The 18,670-nt window shown below is 71.5% G+C and carries 19 protein-coding genes; 8 read left to right on the top strand and 11 right to left on the bottom strand.

The window, feature by feature from the left end; translation table 11 throughout:
• From E0504_RS28985 to E0504_RS28965, 5 genes are all read right to left on the bottom strand, one after another.
• Positions 1 to 546: ABC transporter substrate-binding protein (locus tag E0504_RS28985; protein WP_243657663.1), on the bottom strand; the 546-nt coding region annotated here is incomplete at its 3' end.
• 270 nt (positions 547 to 816) lie between these two features.
• Positions 817 to 1,614, bottom strand: coding sequence for an SDR family oxidoreductase (locus E0504_RS28980; RefSeq protein ID WP_112107861.1), 798 nt, complete (start codon positions 1,612 to 1,614; stop codon positions 817 to 819).
• A gap of 58 nt (positions 1,615 to 1,672) precedes the next feature.
• A complete protein-coding gene (locus E0504_RS28975) occupies positions 1,673 to 2,515 on the bottom strand; it encodes an NAD(P)-dependent oxidoreductase (RefSeq protein WP_131626137.1) in 843 nt (280 codons plus the stop codon).
• Positions 2,512 to 3,060 (bottom strand): nuclear transport factor 2 family protein, encoded by a 549-nt coding sequence (locus E0504_RS28970; RefSeq protein WP_112107863.1) that lies wholly within the window; start codon positions 3,058 to 3,060, stop codon positions 2,512 to 2,514. The genes E0504_RS28975 and E0504_RS28970 overlap by 4 nt, the downstream gene beginning before the upstream one ends.
• A 34-nt stretch (positions 3,061 to 3,094) precedes the next feature.
• The gene (locus E0504_RS28965) at positions 3,095 to 4,150 is read right to left on the bottom strand and encodes a zinc-binding dehydrogenase (RefSeq protein WP_112107864.1); all 1,056 of its coding nucleotides are present in this window, start codon (positions 4,148 to 4,150) and stop codon (positions 3,095 to 3,097) included.
• Positions 4,151 to 4,313: 163 nt separating this feature from the next.
• On the opposite strand from E0504_RS28965, the gene E0504_RS28960 reads away from it, so the two are divergent.
• Both E0504_RS28960 and E0504_RS28955 read left to right on the top strand, forming a co-directional pair.
• Positions 4,314 to 4,967 carry a helix-turn-helix domain-containing protein gene (locus E0504_RS28960; protein ID WP_131626136.1) on the top strand — a complete coding sequence of 218 codons (654 nt, stop codon included), beginning with the start codon at positions 4,314 to 4,316 and terminating at the stop codon, positions 4,965 to 4,967.
• A gap of 32 nt (positions 4,968 to 4,999) precedes the next feature.
• Positions 5,000 to 5,449 (top strand): nuclear transport factor 2 family protein, encoded by a 450-nt coding sequence (locus tag E0504_RS28955; RefSeq protein ID WP_071064894.1) that lies wholly within the window; start codon positions 5,000 to 5,002, stop codon positions 5,447 to 5,449.
• Positions 5,450 to 5,490: 41 nt separating this feature from the next.
• Here the strand turns inward: E0504_RS28955 and E0504_RS28950 are convergent, their stop codons facing one another.
• The 4 genes from E0504_RS28950 to E0504_RS28935 all read right to left on the bottom strand — a co-directional run bounded on the left by E0504_RS28950 (position 5,491) and on the right by E0504_RS28935 (position 9,518).
• Positions 5,491 to 6,018, bottom strand: coding sequence for an NUDIX domain-containing protein (locus E0504_RS28950; RefSeq protein WP_112107866.1), 528 nt, complete (start codon positions 6,016 to 6,018; stop codon positions 5,491 to 5,493).
• Positions 6,019 to 6,113: 95 nt separating this feature from the next.
• On the bottom strand, positions 6,114 to 6,749 hold the full coding sequence (locus E0504_RS28945) for a maleylpyruvate isomerase N-terminal domain-containing protein (protein WP_112107867.1): 636 nt from the start codon (positions 6,747 to 6,749) through the stop codon (positions 6,114 to 6,116).
• 261 nt (positions 6,750 to 7,010) lie between these two features.
• Positions 7,011 to 7,343, bottom strand: a complete 333-nt coding sequence (locus E0504_RS28940) for a hypothetical protein (RefSeq protein WP_112107868.1) — start codon at positions 7,341 to 7,343, stop codon at positions 7,011 to 7,013.
• Between the two features lie 3 nt (positions 7,344 to 7,346).
• Positions 7,347 to 9,518, bottom strand: a complete 2,172-nt coding sequence (locus E0504_RS28935) for an MMPL family transporter (RefSeq protein WP_112107869.1) — start codon at positions 9,516 to 9,518, stop codon at positions 7,347 to 7,349.
• Between the two features lie 270 nt (positions 9,519 to 9,788).
• Here E0504_RS28935 and E0504_RS28930 point away from each other — a divergent pair, with 270 nt between their 5' ends.
• Positions 9,789 to 11,003 carry a sensor histidine kinase gene (locus tag E0504_RS28930; RefSeq protein WP_235014358.1) on the top strand — a complete coding sequence of 405 codons (1,215 nt, stop codon included), beginning with the start codon at positions 9,789 to 9,791 and terminating at the stop codon, positions 11,001 to 11,003.
• The gene (locus tag E0504_RS28925) at positions 11,000 to 11,677 is read left to right on the top strand and encodes a response regulator transcription factor (protein ID WP_071064900.1); all 678 of its coding nucleotides are present in this window, start codon (positions 11,000 to 11,002) and stop codon (positions 11,675 to 11,677) included. Before E0504_RS28930 ends, E0504_RS28925 begins: the two co-directional genes overlap by 4 nt.
• 59 nt (positions 11,678 to 11,736) lie before the next feature.
• Here the strand turns inward: E0504_RS28925 and E0504_RS28920 are convergent, their stop codons facing one another.
• Positions 11,737 to 12,306: a hypothetical protein gene (locus E0504_RS28920; RefSeq protein WP_112107871.1), complete on the bottom strand. Its 570-nt coding sequence runs from the start codon at positions 12,304 to 12,306 to the stop codon at positions 11,737 to 11,739.
• Positions 12,307 to 12,587: 281 nt separating this feature from the next.
• Between E0504_RS28920 and E0504_RS28915 the strand changes: the two genes are divergently transcribed.
• The 3 genes from E0504_RS28915 (at position 12,588) to E0504_RS28905 (ending at position 14,967) form a co-directional block, all read left to right on the top strand.
• Positions 12,588 to 13,436 carry a class I SAM-dependent methyltransferase gene (locus tag E0504_RS28915; RefSeq protein ID WP_041255161.1) on the top strand — a complete coding sequence of 283 codons (849 nt, stop codon included), beginning with the start codon at positions 12,588 to 12,590 and terminating at the stop codon, positions 13,434 to 13,436.
• Between the two features lie 71 nt (positions 13,437 to 13,507).
• Positions 13,508 to 14,452, top strand: coding sequence for a cold shock domain-containing protein (locus E0504_RS28910; RefSeq protein ID WP_112107872.1), 945 nt, complete (start codon positions 13,508 to 13,510; stop codon positions 14,450 to 14,452).
• Between the two features lie 296 nt (positions 14,453 to 14,748).
• Entirely contained in the window at positions 14,749 to 14,967 is a 219-nt protein-coding gene (locus tag E0504_RS28905; RefSeq protein ID WP_020464544.1) for a cold-shock protein, read from the top strand.
• A gap of 101 nt (positions 14,968 to 15,068) precedes the next feature.
• Here E0504_RS28905 and hrpB read toward each other — a convergent pair whose 3' ends face one another.
• Positions 15,069 to 17,738, bottom strand: coding sequence for an ATP-dependent helicase HrpB (gene hrpB / locus E0504_RS28900; protein ID WP_131626135.1), 2,670 nt, complete (start codon positions 17,736 to 17,738; stop codon positions 15,069 to 15,071).
• A gap of 356 nt (positions 17,739 to 18,094) precedes the next feature.
• On the opposite strand from hrpB, the gene E0504_RS28895 reads away from it, so the two are divergent.
• Complete coding sequence (locus E0504_RS28895; protein WP_071064903.1) at positions 18,095 to 18,613, top strand: hypothetical protein; 519 nt, start codon at positions 18,095 to 18,097, stop codon at positions 18,611 to 18,613.
• The last annotated feature ends 57 nt before the right edge of the window (positions 18,614 to 18,670 follow it).

Here is an 18,670-nt window from a genome sequence, read left to right as displayed (position 1 = left end):
CGAGGAGGCGAGGACGGACAGGGCGTACCTCGGCACGGGGGTGACCAGGGTGACCTTCAGCGTGACGTCGTCCACCACCTCGGACGACTCGATCGTCGCCGCCTCCGACCGGTGGGCCGAGCCGACGGCCGGGTCCTTGGTTCGGTCCCAGTTGAACTTCACGGCCTCGGTGTTCAGCGGAGTGCCGTCGGAGAACACCAGGCCCGGCCGCAGCTTCAGGGTGAAGGTCTTGCCGTTGTCGGTCGTGGTGAACGACTCGGCCATCGAGTACTGGACCTCGTCTGCCTCATCGTTGGTCATCAGGGTCCCGTACAGGGCATTGCCCAGGAAGCCGCCGGACGCATACGAGTTGCCGAGGATTGCCGGATCCAGAGTGCGCGGATCGCTCAACGTGAGGATCCGGCCTTCGCCACCCGCCACCGGCTCACCCGAGGGCCCCGCGGACCCCGCGGACCCGGCGGGATCGCTGCCGCCGCCGCAGGCCTCCAGGAGAAGCGCCACGCAGCATGCGACAGCGGCGACGAATAATCGCGTCCCACGATTCATCTTCCACCCTTCCATGGGCATGAGCGTCACCCCTGCCCTCCTGGATTTACCGGCGATGCCGTCTCGACACATCATCGGGGGTGGGACCGTGGAGGTCTTTGCGCATTCGGCCAACTCTTTGCCCGTAGCAGCCAAAGTCCGGCTCGTGATTCGACGTCGATGATTTCGGGCCATCTGGGCTAGTTTGTGACCATTCGCGAACGAGAACAGCAGGCTTCCTCTGACCGTCCGGCCGCTACAGGCAGAGGCAGGCCCGGGCCCGGGGTGGTGTCAGGACCCTGTGCTGGCGCTGCTCGTGGATGATCCCCGGCTCATCACGAGGACGGCGTCGCGACGGCTTGTCGCGCCGAAGGGTGAGCCGCCGGTGGGGTTCTGGCTGCCGAAGATCCAGGTGGGCCCGTCGGCGAGGTGGTCGAGTGCCTGCTTCGCGACGTCGGCCGGGTCCGCGGCGTCGCCGTAGGGTTCGCCTTTCGCGTCGAACACGCGGCGCATGGACGGGGTGTCGGTCCTGCCGAGCACGAGAGCGAGGACGTCGACGCCGCTGGTGTGCCATTCGGCCCAGAGCGCCTCGGCGAGGAGGAGATCGAAGGCCTTGGTGGCACCGTAGGTGGCGAGCGTCGCGCCGCCGGCCCAGGCCGCGCCGGAGGTCACCAGAACCAGGCCACCGCGCCGCCGGGCAACCATCGGGCCGCCGAAACGGTAGGCGGCTTCGAGGACGCTGTCGCAGTTGCGGTGGATCAACTTCAGATGGGTGTCGAGGTCCTTGTCGAGGAAGAGGGTGCTGGTGTCGTCGCCGCCGGCGTTGTAGACGAACAGTCCGATTTCGAGGTCGGAGGTCGCGTCCGCGAGCGATGCGACGGCGCCTGGCACGCTGAGGTCCAGCGCGACCGTGCGGACCTCGACGCCGTGCCGGGCCCGTATCTCCTCGGCGAACGTCTCCAGGACGGGAACCCGCCGGGCGACCAGGACGACGTTCAGGCCCCGGGCTGCCATCTCGTGCGCGAACGCGGCGCCGACTCCGTCGGACCCGCCAGCGATGATGCCCCACGGTCCGTATTTGGCTGTCATAACTGTTGTCACCTTTCGGTCCTGGGCGGACGGCCCGCGGCGCCGGCGGCGCCCGCGGTCAGGGTGTCCGGGCGGATGCACCGGTCTGGCGGAGCACCTTCGTCTCGACGGCGTCGGAGGCCAGCACCGTCCCGATGACCCCGAGATCCACGCCTGCGCTCCGCGCGACCTCGCGCACCACGGTGACATCCTTGAGCATGAGGTCCCCGATGCGCCCGGGTACCGCGTCCACCGACCCGCCACCGGCGACGACCGCGAGGGCACGGCTGGCGCCGCTGCCGTGCGCAACGGCCGCCAGGATCGCCGTCTCCTCAATTCCCAGCGAACCCGCCAGGCGCACCGCGTCGACCGCAAGACCCACCTGCGCGACGAACAGCGCGTTGTTGACGAGCTTGACCCGCTGACCGTTACCCAGCTCCCCCACGAACATGATCGGCGACGCGTACACCCCGAGGACCGGTCGCATCTCGTCCAGCAGTACCTCGTCGCCACCCACCCACAGGGTGAGGCGGCCGGCGGCGATGTCGTGCGGGCCACCCGACAGCGCAGCGTCAAGGACCCGTATCCCCCGGCCCGCTCCCTGCTCGGAGAGCAGGCACGCCGTCGCGGGATCGCAGGTCGTGTGCTGGACGAGCGTCGCCCCCGGCCTCATCGCGGCGATGGCCCCGTCCGGGCCGAGGCACACCTGCCTGACCTGGTCGTCCCGAAGCACCACGATGAACACCGCATCCGCGTCATGGACGGTCTCCGCCACGGTTGCCGCCCAGCGCAGCCCGTCGGCCTCGGCCGCTGCCCTGGCCTCCGGGCGGCGCACCAGCACCGTGACGTCGTGGCCGGCGGCCGTCAGCCGGTCGAGTATCGGCCGGCCCATCCGGCCCGGCCCGACGAATCCGATCCTCATCGATCCTCCAGGCTGTGTGCGTGCTGGCCCTCGGCCGGCGGGTCGCCGGCGGCAGGTGGGCGTGGGGCCAGCATGGCGCGGTGTTCGGGGGTGCCGTCGAGGTTGGCGTTCACCCGCTCGCTGATGCGCCAGCCCTGCGGTGTACGCGTCCAGCGCCAGGTGTTGGCGGAGACGCGGGCCACCCGGAACCGGTCGGCGTCGGCGTCCCAGCGGATGTTCAGCGCGTAGCTGCGGCCGGTCGCCTGATCCCCCTCGACCGAAATGTGCGGGACGGTCAGAACGTGGCCGCAGCCGCCCTGGATCAGGCTCTGGTGGCCGCCGTTGACCATGTCGACGATGTCACCCCGGCCTCGCATCCGAAGGTGAGGAACGGCGTCGAAGGTGCCATCCTCGGTCCACAGTTCCGCCGTGGCGGTGGCCGACCCGCTGTCGACGGCGGGCCCGTACTGGGCGACGAGCTGCATGATCTCGACCTGGTCCTCCAGCAGCCGGACCCTTGCCGCCAGCGTCTCGACAGCGGCGCGCAGCTCCTCGATCTCACTCATCCATCAGTCCTTCCGAACGTGTGCGGAACCCGGTTCAGGGCACGACGACGATGCGGACCGGTCCGTTGGCGTCGCGGGAGGCGTTGAGCGCCTCGGGAACCTCGTCGAGCCCGACGGTCCGGCCGAGCATCGGTGTGACGTCGAGGTCGCCCGAGCAGACCGCCTCGAAGGCCTCGTCCCAGTGCCGCATCGACGGGCCGCCCCCGAACTGGATGTTGATGCCTTTCCGCTTGGCGGTAAGGGTGTGCAGGTGGTCGCCGTCCGGCGGACCTCCGACGGAGAAGATCCGGGTGTTGCGCTCGCAGCCCTTGATGATCGAATCCAGGACACCGGGAATACCGACGCACTCGAACACGACGCATCCCGGCAGTCCGGCGACCGCCATCAGTTCCCTCATCGTCTCGGGCGACCCGTAGGCCACGTCACGCCAGGCCTGGTACGGGGACACCTCGGCGGGGTCAATGACCACGTCCGCTCCCATGGCCAGCGCGGTCTCGCGACGCGAGGCGACGAAGTCCACCGCCAGGATCGGCCCGACCCCCAGCCGTTTCAGCCGCGCGATCGCGGACAGGGCGATCGCCCCGCAGCCGATGACCAGCGGCACCTCCTTCGCCGTCATCCGCGCCCGGGAGGCGGCCGACCAGCCGACCGAGATCGCGTCGGCGATGCACACGATCTCGCTCGGGAGCTCGGAGACCGCGACACGGGTGATGGCCTCGTCGAGCAGGAGATACTCACCGAACCCGCCGGGCGACTCCGGATTCTGCCCGATGATCTTCCGCCCGGTGGCCGTGGACAGCACCGGCAGCGAGCTCACCCGGGTGCCGACGGGGATCCGCCGCTCGGTGCCGGGGCCGTGGTCGACGACCTCGGCGCAGTACTCGTGGCCCATGACGATGTCGACATCACGGTCGTAGGTCGACATCCCGCTGTCGTCGTCCACGCCCGCTTCCAGGTGGTCCATGAAGTGGATGTCCGACGCGCAGATCCCACACGCGAGCGACCGCACCAGCAGCTGGCCCGGCCCCGGCACCGGGTCGTCGACAACCCGGGCCTCGACGACTCCCGCCCGCAGCACAGCGGCTCTCATCGGCTCTCCACTCGTCCGCGACCAGGACATGTTCCCGTCACGGGACTGTAGCGACACCAAACCAGTTATAGAAGACATCGTCCTGAAATTTTTCGGGAGACGCTGTCCTGGAAGTTGGGGGAAGCGGTGCCGGCTGGAACGCTCGGACCATACGATCGCGGGCATGGCAGAGCCTGCTCGCCGCCCAGGACGCCCGCGCGACACGAGCATCGACGAACGCGCGCTGGCGGCGACCCGCGAGCTCCTCGTGGAACGCGGCTTCGACGCGACCACGATCCAGGCCGTCGCGGCACACTCCGGCGTGCACGCCTCGGCCATCTACCGTCGCTGGGAGTCACGGATCGAGCTGATCGAAGAAGCGACCTTCCCCGGGCTCAGCCCGCCGAGCGTGCAGCCGACCGGAGACCTCCGCCGAGACATCCGCCGGTTCGTCCGCGCCTACCTGGCAGCCTTCAGCGCCCCCGCGTCCCGCGCGGCCGCGGCCGGTCTCCTCGCCCACCACCAGGCGTCCAGCCGGCCCCGCCCGCCGGATCTCTACCTACGGGTCTCCGCACGGCCACAGTTCCAGGACATCCTCCGCGCCGCACCGCCCGGCAGCATCGACCCGGACGTCGATCCCGACGACGTCTTCGACATGCTGCTCGGCGCCATCCTGGCCCGTACCCTCCTGTCCGCGGCCACGGCACGGAGCCGTCCCGTGGAACGCACCGTCGAAATGATCATCAGATTGCTGCAGCCCCGGCCCGGGCACGCCGCCGACCAGGCCAGCCCGTACACCCAGACGCAGACCAACCACGGCACCGCCGGCCGGGGATAGCCTGCTGACCCGGGAAAGACAGGAAGGTAGCCGTGTCCAACTTCCAGGAAGACCACGCGCAGATCAGCGACGTGGTCGTCCGCTACGCCACGGGAATCGACCAACGAGACTGGGAACTGTTACGAACCTGCTGGACGCCCGACGTCGAGGCCGACTACGGCTCCTTCGGACAGTTCACCGGCGCCGACGCGCTCACCGAGGTCATGGCACGGACCCACGAGAACATGGGCCCGACGTTCCACCGCATATCGAACATCGCCATCAGGATCGACGGGGACCGGGCGGCCGTCCGGTCCTACGTCCACGGCGTCCTCCTGGTAACTCCCGACGATCCGGCGAACTGGGTCGATGTGATCGGTAGCTACGAGGACATCTTCCTCCGAACCACGGAGGGCTGGCGCATCAGCCGGCGTGTCGCCCGCACCGCCCGGACACTGACCGCCAGCACCACACCCCCGGCCGCACAGCTCGCCCCAGAATGATCCCTGGTCCGGGACCCCGCCAGGACGGCCCTGAACGAGCTTCAGGAGGCGGAGGCCGACACCTGCCCCTCGATTCGCGCGAAGTAGAAGGCCATCGCGTCGGTATGGGTCGGGAACACGAGCTGCCGCGGCTCCGTGACGACCAGCCACTCGGCCGTCTCGTTCGTCGCGATCACCGGCGGTAGCTCGGCCCAACGCCGTTCCGGCAGGAGACCGAACACCAGCAGGAACCGGCCGTCGTTCCCGCTGTGCACGTCGAACAGGCGGACATCCGCCGCCTGCTCGGTAATTCCCGTCTCCTCGCTCAGCTCCCGAACGACGGCGTCGCGCCAGGCCTCGTCCAGCTCCATGAAACCGCCGGGCAGCGCCAGCTCGCCACGGCCGGGGTCGATGTCGCGGCGCACCACCACCAGACCGCGTCCGCCGTCAGGTTCCACGACGGGCAGCAACGCCACCGCCACCGGAAGCGGATTGAGCCACGTTGTCTCGCCGCAGCCAGCGCACACCCGCGGCCACGCCACATCAGGCTGGTACTTCGTGCCGCAGTACGAACAGAACGAGTTCCGCATGACGCACGACCATATTCGGTCGGCGCCGGCACGCCTGCCGAACGCCTGCGCGGTTCACGGCGACATCCGGCCGCCCGCGTCGGGTTACCCGCCGCTCAGATCGCCGTAATCGTGGCGGGGGCACGCTCGGCGCGGCTGAACGCACGCAGGACGGCCGTGGGCCCGTGCCTGTGCACCGCGAGACGGGTCAGCAGGGCGAGTACCGTGTCGGCGGCCGGGGCCGGCAGCTCCGGTGTCGGCACGCCCACACTTACCGCCAGGTCGTCCGAGTGCACGGCGATCTCCAGTGTGCGGGTGGTCAGGAAGTCGTCGAGGGACAGCACCATCGACTCCAGGCTCACGATCCGCCCGGCAGGCTCGGCTGGCAGCAGGTCGCGCAGCTCACCGATGGCGGCGTCGACCAGGGCCGCCAGCGCGCCCGGACCGTCCGCGGCCATCTCCTCGCTGAGGCGGCGGATGGTCACGTTGAGGTCGTCGTCCAGGGGCGCGCCGATCCACACCGCCTGGGTGGTGTAGTGGTCGAACAGAGCGACGGGTTCCTCGTCCGGTGGCTTTTCGGCGAGCAGCCGGGGAATGATGGTGATCTGCCAGGCCAGGTGCGCGGTCAGCCCGCTGACGCGGAATTCAGCCAACGCGCTGTCTGTTTCCCACGACGCGGCGACCGCCGGATCGCGCAGCAGCGCCGCAGCCGATGCGGCGACGTCCAGAAAAAGCTGCCTACCTGATGTCATACGGCCGATCCTCCCGCGACTTGCTTGCCAGCGGCACGCCCAGGAGTCGCCTGCGGATATCTCCTTCATTGACCGGCGACGGTGGCCGGCTGACGGCTGACGGCTGACGGCTGACGGCTGACGGCTGTGTCCGCGGACAAGCGCCACTCGCCGGACAACAATCATGGTCGCTGTCGGAGTCCTGACCGGCCTCGCCCCGCGGGTGGAGCTGGCGCACACGACGACTCCGCTCGGTGGGTGCGGTGCCCCTGGGGCGCCGGGTCAGCCGAAGCCAGTCAGGATCAGGACGAGCCCGGCGTTGGTGAGGACGAGACCGGTCACCGCGGTAGCCCTGGCGCCCGCTGCCCAGCGGGCGGCGCGGGTGGCCAGGTGGTCCAGCGTCTGCGCGCGCGTGCAGGCCGTGGTCCCCTCGCCTGTGGGGTCGGCAGACAGGCGCAGGCGCGGGCCGTTGCCGCCGTTTCGGCTCACCGTCGCGACGACGAAGATGTGGGCGCCGGGCCGGACCGACCAGAAGGTTTCCGTGACAGAGACGTAACCGGAGTCGTGCAGCCCGGCAGGCTCCTCCCGGCTGGTGTGCCGGTGCCTGTGGACCATCGGTCAGTCGCGTTTCACCAGGTCGGCAGGCACGGCGAGCACGGGCTCGCACTGCCGTGGGAGGCCGGCACCGCCTGAGCCCACCCGGGGCAGCCGGCGGTCGAGCCAGCGGGGTAGCCACCAGTTCGCCCGGCCCAGCAGCGCCATCGCGGCGGGAACCAGCACCATGCGGACGATCGTCGCGTCGAGCACAATCGCCGCCGCCAGCCCGAGACCCATCATCCTGACCAGCGGAGAGGGGTTGGCGACGAAGCTGAGGAACACCACCGTCATGATCAGTGCCGCGGAAGTGATCACGCGACCCGTTCCCGCCATGCCGCGGGCCACCGATTCGGCGTTGTCCCCGGTGGCGTCGTACTCCTCACGGATCCGTGAGAGCAGGAACACCTCGTAGTCGATGGACAGACCGAAGAGGACCGCGAAGAAGATCGTCGGCAGCGGCGACGCGATCAGGTACGTCCCCTCCAGGCGGAACAAACTCCCGAGCCACCCCCACTGGAACACGGCGACGACGACGCCGTACGCGCCGCCGATCGACAACAGGTTCAGCAGGGCGGCCTTCAACGGCAGCACGACAGACCGGAACACCACCATCAGCAGCAGGAACGACGCGGCCAGGATGGCGGCGATGAAGATCGGCAGGGTGTCGGCGAGCTGCCTGGTGAGATCGTCGGTCAGCGCGGTCGTCCCCGACACCGCGACGTTGCCGGGGACGAGGTCACGGATGCGCGCGAGGGTCTCCGACGTCGCGGTGTCCGCGGGGGCCGTGGTGGGGAGAGCGTGCAGCACGGCCGTGTCCCCGGCGGGAGAGATCTGTGGGTCGCCGACCGTGGCGATGCCGGTGTCCGCGGCGACGCGCCCGGCCAGCGCGCGGACGGTGTCGAGGTCCGCGCCCGGCCGGCGCAGGTCGGCGACGAGCAGCAGGGGGGCGTTCACCCCTGGGCCGAATCCCTCCGCCAGCAGGTCGTAGGCACGGCGGTGCGTGGTGCTGGTCGAGTCGTCGCCGGCGTCCGGGAAGCCCGTCCGCATCCACAGCGCCGGCGCGGCCAGCACGAGCAGCACCGCCGCGGCGACGAGCAGGTACGGCCACGGCCGGCCGGAGACGCGGTGGGCGAGGCGCCACCAGGCCGTGTCCCGGGGATGCCGGGCGGCGCGCCTGCGCCCCAGGACCCGCCCCGCGTCGATGCGGCCGCCGAGCAGCGTGAGCAGCGCCGGCAGAAGTGTCAGGGCGCTCGCCACGGCGAACAGCACTACCAGGGACGTACTGAGACCGATCGAGGCCAGGAAACCCAGGCCGGTCAGCACGAGGGCGAGCATCGCGACGACGACGGTGCCCCCGGCGAGCAGGACCGCGGTGCCCGACGATCCCATCGCGTTCGAGAGCGCGGTGGGATCGTCCTGGCCGGCCGCGCGGTTCTCGCGGTAGCGGGCCACGACGAACATGGCGTAGTCGATGCCCACACCCAGACCGATCATCGCCCCGATCGTGGGGGCCGCCGAGGACACGTCCATGGCGTTGGCCAGCAGCACGATGCCACCCACCCCGGCGGCGACGGTCACCAGGGCGAGCACGATCGGGACGAGTGCGGCCACGATCGTGCCGAACGCGACGACCAGCACGACCAGCGCCGCCAGCAGGCCCACCATTTCCGTGCCCGAAGTCGCCGCCTCGGCGTTGATGAACGCGGCGTCGCCGCCGAGCTCCGCCACGAGACCGGCGTCCCGCGCCGGCCGCAGCTGGTCGGTGATCGCGGCGAGGGCCTCCGTGCCGACCTCCGTCGCCGGCACGTCGAAGGTGATCTCGGCGAAGCCGATGCGTCCCCCGGGCGACACGGTGCCGGCGGTGAACGGATCGGTCACGGTGGCGACGTGCTCCACGCCCTCGATGCGGGCGACCGCCGCGGAGACGGCGTCGCGGTGACGCTCGAGTCGCTGTCCTTCCGCCACGGCGAACACCGCCAGGGCACTGCCCCCGGCCGCCTCGGGAAAACGTTCCTCGAGCAGCTCCATCGCGTTCTCGCTCTGGCTGCCCGGAGCGACGAGGTCGTCGGCGAAAGGGCCGCCGACCGTACCGGCCAGAGCCAGCAGAAGAGCGGCGACGACCCCCCAGACGGCGATCGTGAGCTTTGGCCGGTGCGCGGCCGCGTCCCCGATGCGGCGGGTGAACTGTTTCATGGCTGGTTCTCCTGAGAGCGGCGTCGCGTTCCGTTCCTGCGCCGCTCCACTGTGCTTGTCGGCATCCCGGGTCGTCGCCCGCCCACGGAGGGGTTCGGTGCCCCGCCGGAAGGCGGTCGCACGGCGCGGATTCGAGGTTCCTCTCCGCCTCACGGGGGAGGCCGCATTACGCCTGGAGGCTGGCGACTACTCTTCCGGCCTCGCCTACCGTGAGGCGGTGCCCATTGCGAAACCGCGGCCGCCAGCCGTGAACCGCGCTGAGAAGTGACGGTGAACCGCACGGCGCCGCCCTTCCGGACGCCACCAGAGAACGCTCCGGGGCGGTTTCGGGGTCCATTCGCCCGCTGGCCGCGCGCCGCGGACGCCGCCCTCGCCCTCGCGTCCTTCGTCATGACGGTGTTCGTGGTGGACGGGCCCGGCGACACGCTGTTGTTTCGTTCGATCGGTGACGCCCCGATCCTCGTCCTCGTGGGCTGCGCCGTGGCCAACCCGGCGCTGTACTGGCGCAGACGAGCGCCCCTGCTCGTGCTGGGCGTGGCGCTGACCACCTGGGCCGTGCTGCTCGGCGGCGGTACCACCCATCTCGGCTGGCCCACGATCATCGGCCTGTACGCGGTGGGCCGTTACGCCGCCGTGGACTGGCGGGGACCCGCGGGAGCCGCCGCCGCAACCGCGCTGGCCAGCGTCGACGGTCTCGACGATCCGGGCCCCTGGTGGCAGGTGCCCGTCTTCGGCAGCCTCGTGATGTTCGGGGCCTGGTATGTCGGACGCCGTGTGCAACTCCGCGGGGACCGTACCGCGCAGCTCCGGCGGGAACGGGCCGCCGAGACCCGCCGGATCGTCACCGACGAGCGGACCCGTATCGCACGGGAGCTGCACGATGTCGTCGCCCACCGGGTGAGCCTCATGACGGTGCAGGCCAGCGGGGCCAGAGCCGTCGCCGCCGAGGACCTGGCGGCCGCCCTGCGGGCGATGGAGGCGGTGGAGGAGGCGGGGCGCCAGGCGCTTGAGGAGCTGCGCCATCTGCTCGGCGTCCTACGACCGGAGACCAGCCCCGACGATCTCGGGCCCCAGCCCAGCCTCGCGGAACTGCCCCGGCTCATCGAGCAGATCCGCCGGGCGGGCGTGGATGTGACGCTGGCCACGGACGGACTGCCGGCCGGGCTTCCGGCCCGCCTGGACCTGTTCGCCTACCGCATCATCCAGGAGGCGCTCACCAACGTGCTCAAGCACGCCGGCCCCGGCGCACCCGCCACGGTCAGCCTGGTCACCGAACAGAACGGCCTCGTCATCGAGGTCCGTGACGACGGGCGCGGCGCCGCCGCGCTCGAGCCGGGTGCCGTCCGCGAGGGCCCGGGCGGCCACGGCATCATCGGCATGCGGGAGCGAGCGCTGCTGCTGGGCGGGAGCCTCGACGCGGGACCGGCCGCGGGCGGCGGGTTCCGGGTGGTCGCCCGCCTGCCGATCGGAGGGAGTCCCGCATGAGCATCCGCGTCCTCATCGTCGACGACCAGGCGCTGGTCCGCGGAGGCCTGGCCATGGTCCTGCGGGTACACGGCGACATCGAGGTCGTGGCCGAGGCCGGGACCGGACTCGAGGCGATCGAGGTGGCGCGACAGCATCGTCCCGATGTGATCCTCATGGACATCCGGATGCCGGCGATGGACGGACTCGAAGCGACCTCGAGAATCCTCGCCGAGGCCGACTGGGACGTGCGGGTGCTCATCCTGACCACGTTCGATCCGGACGAGTACGTCTACCAGGCACTACGCGCCGGCGCCAGCGCCTTCGTGCTCAAGGACATCCCCGCCGACCAGCTCGCCGGCGCTGTCCGCACGGTGGCAGATGGCGGCGCGCTGCTGGCACCGTCGATCACCCGGCGTCTCATCGGGCGGTTCACCGAGCGCCGTGCTGTCGGCTCCGCCCCCTCCCGCCGCGTGGAGCGCCTCACCGATCGGGAGCGTGATGTGGTGGTCGCCGTCGCCCGGGGGTCCAGCAACTCGGAGATCGCCCAGGAACTCTTCATCGGACCCGCGACCGTCAAGTCGCACGTGTCGAGCATCCTCACCAAGCTCGGATTGCGCGACCGTACCCAGGTTGTGGTCTTCGCGTACGAAAGTGGACTGGTCGAAGCCGGCGACCATGACATCGGCCGATGAGTCCGGACCGACGGTAGCTCGCGCAGCTCGAGCTGCCGGTCGTCGGCGGAGCGCCGCGGTCAAAGATGCTGAACATAGCGAAAGCCACTTTTGTCTTTTCCTTCACGCAGCCCCATCACGGCCAGCGACTGATTGCGTGGCGACCGTTCGAGCCAGCACGTCAGCCGGTCGGCCTCGGCTTCCGACGGCGGAGCGTGCCTCGCCGTGCCGACGAAGAGCGGGAGCTTGGCCGCGGCTGCGCGGACCTCCTCCTCCGCATCCAGGTCGAGAAGTCCTGCGCTGTGCCACAACATCGCCAGCGCTACCAGCTCGTCCCGGTAGTCGAGGCTGTTGCGGCTGGCCACGCCGATCGCGACCAGGCCGGCACGGAGCAGCTCCGGGTCACGCCGCCGGACCGCGAACGTGGCCGCGCGCCGCGCGAAGACCCACAGCGCCTCCCAGCCCACCCGCGGCGTCAGGGCACCAATCAGCTCGGGGAATCGGTCAAACGCCTCAACCTCACGCAGCAACGCGGCAATCTCGCCGTCGACGGGATGCGGAGAAAGTAATTTTCCGTAGTCGCCGTAGTCCTTCGGCGTCTCGGTGAGGCATCGAATATTCAGGGGCGGCGGCGCCGAGCCGGTACTCACCTCAGCAGTGTCCCAGACGGCTGGCCGCAACGAGAGCATTCTCGATGTTGGCTGTCACCGTCTCACATCATGCTGACAGGCAGGGGCCTCCAGCATGCCAGTCCGGCGTCGGCGACCACGTCCTCGAGGCCAGGGATCTCCCGATCCCCCACACCGCTCTGTTCGATTATGGCTGGCGCCAAATCACCGACGACACCCTGGCGTGGCTGGCCCACCAAGGCCACTGAGACTCGTTCCGCGTTCGACAGGCCGCGGAGCGCGCCTCGCTTATTTTGTGGCTCATGACGCAGGAGTTCGATGCCGAGGTCCGGCGGATGATGCGGGCGAACGAGGCGAACTGGGACGCCCGCACCCCGGTGCACGTGGCGAGCGCGTTCTACGGCCTCGACGGTAGCAGGAAACCATTCGACTGGTTTGCGCCGTTCGAATGGGAGGACCTCGGCGACCTGGCGGGCCGGGACGTCGTCCATCTGCAGTGTCATCTCGGCACGGAAACCATTGCGTTCGCACGCCGAGGCGCCCGCGCGGTGGGACTGGATTTTTCCGGAGAATCCGTCGCACGGGCGCGGGAGATCGCGTCGCGGGCCGGCGCCGACCTACGGTACGTGCGGTCTGACGTATACGACGCGGCGGGCGTGCTGGGCCAAGGTTGTTTCGATGTCGTCTACACCGGCAAGGGTGCGCTGTGTTATCTACCCGATCTGCCCCGGTGGGCCGCCGAGGTCGCGTGTCTGCTGCGTCCCGGTGGCCGGCTGTATCTGGTGGAGTTTCATCCGCTGTTCAATGCGCTGGGTCCCAAGCCCCCACCGGGCGTCGGCGAGGAACTGCTGCTGCGCCATGACTACCTGGCGGGCCGGGGCCCGATCGAGCGCGACGCGACCTACACGTACACCGACGGCCCCGCGCTGGGGAGCGCGACGGTCGCCTATGAATGGACGCACGGTCTCGGCGAGGTGATCGACGCGCTGGTCGGGGCGGACCTGACCGTGACCGGGCTGAGGGAGACCGACGCGCTGCCGTGGCCACGGTGGAAACGTATGGTCCGCGGGGAGGACGGCTGGTGGCGGCTACCGGAGACGGATCCACGTGTGCCGCTGCTGTACGCACTGAAGGCCATCAGGAAGGCGTGACAGCGGACTGTGGGTTCATCCCTTCCTGAGGGGAACCGGACCGGGGCCCGCTGCGTCCAAGGGCCATGGCGATGATGACGCTCCGCGGCGCCCGCCTGGTGGCCGCCGTCGTACCCCTGGTTCTCGCGGCCGCGGCCTGTGCCGGGGCCGCCGCCGACGTGCGGGACAGCGTCGTCGGCGGCAGCGCCGCCGCCGGTGACAGCCCCGGCACCGGTGCCCGCGCCGACACCGCCGTGCTGCGGGTGGACTGGGTCGGCGGCTTCGTGACACCGGAGATGCTGGCCACCCGGCTGCCGATAGTGGCCGTCTACCCCGACGGCCGGGTCATGAGCGAGGGTCCGCAGACCCTCGCCTATCCGGGGCCGGCGCTGCCGAACATCCAACTGAGGCGGATCTCGGCCGCCGATGTGCGGAAGCTTGTCGACCGCGCGGCCGCGGCCGGCGTCGGCGCCGAACAGGACTTCGGTCAGCCACCGGTCGCGGATGCACCGTCGACCCGCTTCACCCTCCGGACCGCGGCCGGCGTCGAGACGATGCAGGTGGAAGCGCTCTTCGAGGCGGACGGCCACGGGCTGACAGCGCAGCAGCAGTCCGCACGGCGGGCAGCCCAGGAGCTGTTCACGGCACTCACCGACCTGCCCACCGCGCTGGGCCCGGGTGCGGTCAGCGAACCCGAGTCGTACATTCCGGCTGCGGTGGCCGCGATCGCCTCCCCCTGGGTCGGAGACTGCCCCTCCCCCTCCGACAGCACCGTTCCGTCCAACCCCTGCGGCGGCGATCCGGCGGGTGCTGAGCGCGCCTGGCCCGGGCCGGCGCTGCCGGGCGAGCCGGTCGGCGGAGGCGTCGATCTGAGCTGCGTGACAGCCAGCGGCGACAACGCGACGAAGCTGCTGGCAGCGGCGCGTACGGCTGTGACCACCACACGGTGGACGTCCGACGGCAGGCAGTGGAAGGTCAGCTTCCGCCCGCTGCTGCCGGACGAGTCCGGATGCGCGGACCTGCGTGCTACCGGTTGATCCACTCCCACCCGGCAGTCCGGACGGGATAGCCGTAGGCGGAGAGATCGCGGCCCCGCTTGATCTCTGATCGAAGACCCGGGGGATGGCGGCGGCGCGTTCCTTGCCGTACAACCACCTTCGTGGTCGACGACGGGGAAGCGCATGGGCGGCGGGCCAGACGCCGGCTGTGGCTCGTCGCGGGAGTTGCCGCCGCCGCCGCGGTTCTCGGAGCTGTCCGAAGCGGCGTGCTGGAACGGCCGGCCGCCCCGCGAAACTCGATCGCCGCGCAGGAGCGAACAGGTCATTCTGGCTCAATGACCAAGGGCACCGTGAAGTTCTACAACGCCGAGCGGGGGTGGGGAGCGATCTCCTCCCCCGACCTGCCGCCTGGGTTCGACGCGTGGGTTGGCTTCAGCATGATCGAGATGGACGGGTACCGCTTCCTGGAGGCCGGCGACCGCGTCGAGTTCGACTACGAACAGGTCCGGCAGGACAGCTTCCGCTACCGCGCGACCCGCGTCCGCAAGCTCTGACAGGTGCCCCCACCTGCGCTGATGCTGGTCGCGGGCCGGCCCCGCCCCTTCAGGGATGACCTGCGTCATCACCGGCCCGTGGGGCGGCGCCGTCTGACATGTCAGCGGCCGCGGGTGCGGGGGGCGACGCGGCGGGTCGGCGGGGCGGTGGTCGGGTCGTCCGGCCAGGGGTGGCGGGGGTAGCGGCCGCGCAGCTCCGAGCGGACCTGCGGGTAGCCCGTGCGCCAGAACGACGCCAGGTCACTCGTCACCGCCACCGGGCGTCCCGCCGGCGACAGCAGGTGGAGCACCAGTGGCGCGCGGCCGTCGGCGACGACGGGTACCCGCTCCCAGCCGAACACCTCGGCGATCTTCACGGCCAGCACGGGGCCGGCCGCGCCGCTGGTGCCGCTGTAGTCGAGGCGCACCCGGGAGCCGCTGGGCACCGCCACCCGCTCGGGAGCCAGCTCGTCCAGCCGGGCGGCCTGTGGCCAGGGCAGTAGCCGGCGCAGCGCGCGGCCGGCGTCGATGCGCTCGAGGTCGGCGCGGCGCCGCACGCCGTCGAGGTCCGGACCGAGCCAGTCGGGGGCGGAGTCCAGCAGGGCGGCGTCGGTGACGTCGGGCCAGGGGACGCCTAGCACCCGGTGGCAGAACGCGAGCCTGTCCCGCAGCGCGAGCGTGTCGGCGCTCCAGCGCAGCACGGGAAGACCCGCGTCACGCAGCCCGTCGAGCACCGCGGCCCGCAGCAGGGACGGGTCGGGCCTGTTCACCGGGCGCTCGGTGCGGATGATCGCGCCGAGACGCTCGAGTCTGCGGGCGACGATGTCGCCACCGGACCAGGCGACCTCGTCCTCGGTGCGCAGCAGCGCCGCGCCCGCCTCCCACGCGGTGGCCGCGTCGAGGGTGACGGCCAGCCGTACACGGGCGGACGTCCGGCCGGGCCCGCGGTCGGCGACCGCGATGGCGAGCCATTCCGCCCCGGTCAGCGCCGAGCCCGCGGTGAGCTCGGCGCCGGTTCCGCCGGCCATCAGATAGCTCGCCCCGCCGGGATCACGGGCCCGCGCGAGCCGTTCGGGGAAGGCGAGGCCGACCACGAGCCCCGCCGCGAGATCGTCGGTCATCCCACCCGTTCCCCCGGCCGCGGGCCCGGCAGGCCCAGCAGGCCCAGCCGGCCCGGCGGGTGTGGCGTCCGCGGCCGAGCGCAGCCGGCGGGCCTCCTCCCGCCAGCGGGCGGACGCGGCCCGGTCGGTGTCGTTGCGCAGGCGGCGCCACGCGGCGACGAGGTCGTCGGAGGGGCCGCCCACCGGGCCGTCCCCGGAGAGCATCGCCACGACCTCCGCGGCCCGCCGCGCGCCGACGGCCCGGGTGCCGTCGAGCAGTGCCCGCGCGAGCCGCGGATGGGCCCCGACCTGGGCGATCGAACGTCCTCGCGGGGTGACCCGGCCGGTCTCGTCGACAGCGCCGAGGGCCCGCAGCGAGGCCCCGGCGGCCTCCATCGCGCCGACGGGAGGGTCGCTGAGCAGCGGCAGGCCCACGCCGCCGGGATGGCCCCAGACCGCCAGCTCCAGCGCGAAGCCGGTCAGGTCGGCGACGCCGATCTCCGGTTCCGGCTGGGCGGGCAGCCGATCGTGCTCGGCGGCGGACCAGCAGCGGTACACCCGGCCTGGCGCCTCCCGGCCGGCCCGGCCCGCGCGCTGCCCGGCGGACGACCGTGACACCCGCACGGTGACCAGCGAGCCCAGCCCGCGGGCGTGGTCCATCCGCGGGGAGCGGGCCAGGCCGGCATCGACGACGACCCGCACGCCGGGCACGGTGAGGCTGCTCTCCGCGACCGCGGTCGCCAGGACGACCCGGCGACGCGGACCGGCGCGCAGCACCGCGTCCTGCGCTCCGCCGGCCTGGCGGCCGTGCAGGGTGAGCACGTCGACCGCGTCCCGGTGCCCGGCGAGCCGGCCGGCGACGGCGACGATCTCACCGGCCCCGGGCAGGAAGACAAGCACATCCCCGGACGTCTCCCGCAGCGCGCGCCCGACGGTCGCGGCGACGTGGTCGAGCAGCCGCGGGTCGACCCGCAGGCCGTGCGCCGGGGCGATCACCCCTGGTGGGGGCGCCCAGACAACCTCGACGTCGAACATCGAGGCGTCCGTCCCGACGACCGGCGCGGGCTGGCCGGGCGCGCCGAGCATCGCGGCCAGCCGCCGGGTGTCGGCTGTCGCGGAGGCGGCGAGCAGGAGCAGGTCGGGGCGCAGCGCCGCGCGGACGTCGAGCAGGAACGCGAGCGCCAGGTCCGCGTCGAGGTGCCGCTCGTGGCACTCGTCGAGGATGACCGCGTCGGTACCGGGTAGCTCGGGGTCGCGTTGCAACCGCCGGACGAGCACTCCTGTCGTGACCACCTCGACCCTGGTGGACGGCCCGACCCTGCGCTCGCCGCGGATCGTGTAGCCGACCGCGCCACCCACCTCGCCCCCGCCCACACCGCCGCGACCCACAGCATCAGCGCGAGCCCCGGCACCACCCGCCACACCACCGCCGGCGAGGGTGGCCATCCGCCGTGCCGCGGCGCGGACGGCGATCCGCCGCGGCTCGACGACCAGTACCCGACCCGGGACGTGGTCTGCGAGCGCGAGCGGGACAATCGTCGTCTTGCCCGTGCCGGGCGGGGCCACCAGCACCGCGGCCCCGCCGGCGGAGCGCGACCCGTGCTCGTCACCACCGGTCAGCGCGGCGACGAGCGCCGGCAGAGTGGACCGGACGGGCAGGTCCGCCCCGGCGACCGTGAGGTCGGGCAACATGCGCCCAGTGTCCTCGGATCAACGCGGCTGAGGGCGGCGCGGCCCCGGGCTGTGGATGACCGTGTGGCGGAAGACCAGGCTGTGGAGAAACGGGCTGCCGAAGCGCGGGCCGCGGCAGACCGGGCGGCAAGCGGGCGGCGAGCGGGCGGTGCCCGCACCGAGGTGCCATCCGTTTCGGTTCTGGGGCCATCCAGCATCTTTCGCGGGGCGGGCGGGTCGGTCAGGCTTGGTGGCATCCCCGTCGGGTGATCGTCGTCGTTCGCCGCCCGGGGCGCCGCCCGGAACAACCCCGAGGGCGTCGCCCACCCGGATCCGGTTCAACGGCGAACGACCGAACCACGCAGTGAAGGGGAACGATGACCGACCTCACTCCGGTTGACCGCGAAACATGGCTCAGCGAGGAGGAACGGCTTTCACCTCGATACCGGATCGACATGCCGGTCCTTCCCTATCAGCGTCGCGCGAGTGAAGGTCCGGACTGTATCGAGGTTTCCCGGGATTCACCGCTCGACCTCCGGCAGGCCGCCGAGATGTTCGGAAACGCGGCCAAGCGGGAATGCGGCTACGATTTTCCGCTCGCCCGGGCGTTGAACTTCGGGGAGCAGCGGGTGTGGCTGCTCTCCGCCCCGCGGGTGAACGCGGTCAGCTTCGTGGCCGCCGGCGCCGTCGCTTTCAAGCTCATGGACGGGGTGTGGGAGCTCAGGTGGATGTACGTCCACCCGTTCGAGCGGGGAAAGCAGGTGATCGACTTCTACTGGCCGAGATTCGTGGCACTGTACGGCGACTTCACCGTTCAGCCGCCGGTCACGGCCACTGCCCAGGCGGTGCTGAACCGCCTGGGCTGGACCGCGCACGGCCCCCGATCCGCGGCATAGACCGGCCGACGGCCTCCCGACCGTGTCCCGACCGCGTTCCGACGGCGGGCCGGCGGT

The sequence above is a fragment of the Parafrankia sp. BMG5.11 genome (assembly GCF_004337455.1).
The sequence above is the reverse complement of the archived record's forward strand: the minus strand, read 5'-3'. Positions and strand labels throughout refer to the sequence as shown.

Bases quoted from the DNA above. Each gene is read 5' to 3' on its own strand.
- E0504_RS28945 (WP_112107867.1), bottom strand. From the start codon at position 6,749: ATGACATCAGGTAGGCAGCTTTTTCTGGACGTCGCCGCATCGGCTGCG.
- E0504_RS28895 (WP_071064903.1), top strand. From the start codon at position 18,095: ATGACCGACCTCACTCCGGTTGACCGCGAAACATGGCTCAGCGAGGAG.
- E0504_RS28910 (WP_112107872.1), top strand. From the start codon at position 13,508: ATGATGACGCTCCGCGGCGCCCGCCTGGTGGCCGCCGTCGTACCCCTG.
- E0504_RS28960 (WP_131626136.1), top strand. From the start codon at position 4,314: ATGGCAGAGCCTGCTCGCCGCCCAGGACGCCCGCGCGACACGAGCATC.
- E0504_RS28965 (WP_112107864.1), bottom strand. From the start codon at position 4,150: ATGAGAGCCGCTGTGCTGCGGGCGGGAGTCGTCGAGGCCCGGGTTGTC.
- E0504_RS28905 (WP_020464544.1), top strand. From the start codon at position 14,749: ATGACCAAGGGCACCGTGAAGTTCTACAACGCCGAGCGGGGGTGGGGA.
- E0504_RS28980 (WP_112107861.1), bottom strand. From the start codon at position 1,614: ATGACAGCCAAATACGGACCGTGGGGCATCATCGCTGGCGGGTCCGAC.
- E0504_RS28970 (WP_112107863.1), bottom strand. From the start codon at position 3,060: ATGAGTGAGATCGAGGAGCTGCGCGCCGCTGTCGAGACGCTGGCGGCA.
- E0504_RS28925 (WP_071064900.1), top strand. From the start codon at position 11,000: ATGAGCATCCGCGTCCTCATCGTCGACGACCAGGCGCTGGTCCGCGGA.
- E0504_RS28940 (WP_112107868.1), bottom strand. From the start codon at position 7,343: ATGGTCCACAGGCACCGGCACACCAGCCGGGAGGAGCCTGCCGGGCTG.
- E0504_RS28950 (WP_112107866.1), bottom strand. From the start codon at position 6,018: ATGCGGAACTCGTTCTGTTCGTACTGCGGCACGAAGTACCAGCCTGAT.
- E0504_RS28975 (WP_131626137.1), bottom strand. From the start codon at position 2,515: ATGAGGATCGGATTCGTCGGGCCGGGCCGGATGGGCCGGCCGATACTC.
- E0504_RS28935 (WP_112107869.1), bottom strand. From the start codon at position 9,518: ATGAAACAGTTCACCCGCCGCATCGGGGACGCGGCCGCGCACCGGCCA.
- hrpB (WP_131626135.1), bottom strand. From the start codon at position 17,738: ATGTTGCCCGACCTCACGGTCGCCGGGGCGGACCTGCCCGTCCGGTCC.
- E0504_RS28915 (WP_041255161.1), top strand. From the start codon at position 12,588: ATGACGCAGGAGTTCGATGCCGAGGTCCGGCGGATGATGCGGGCGAAC.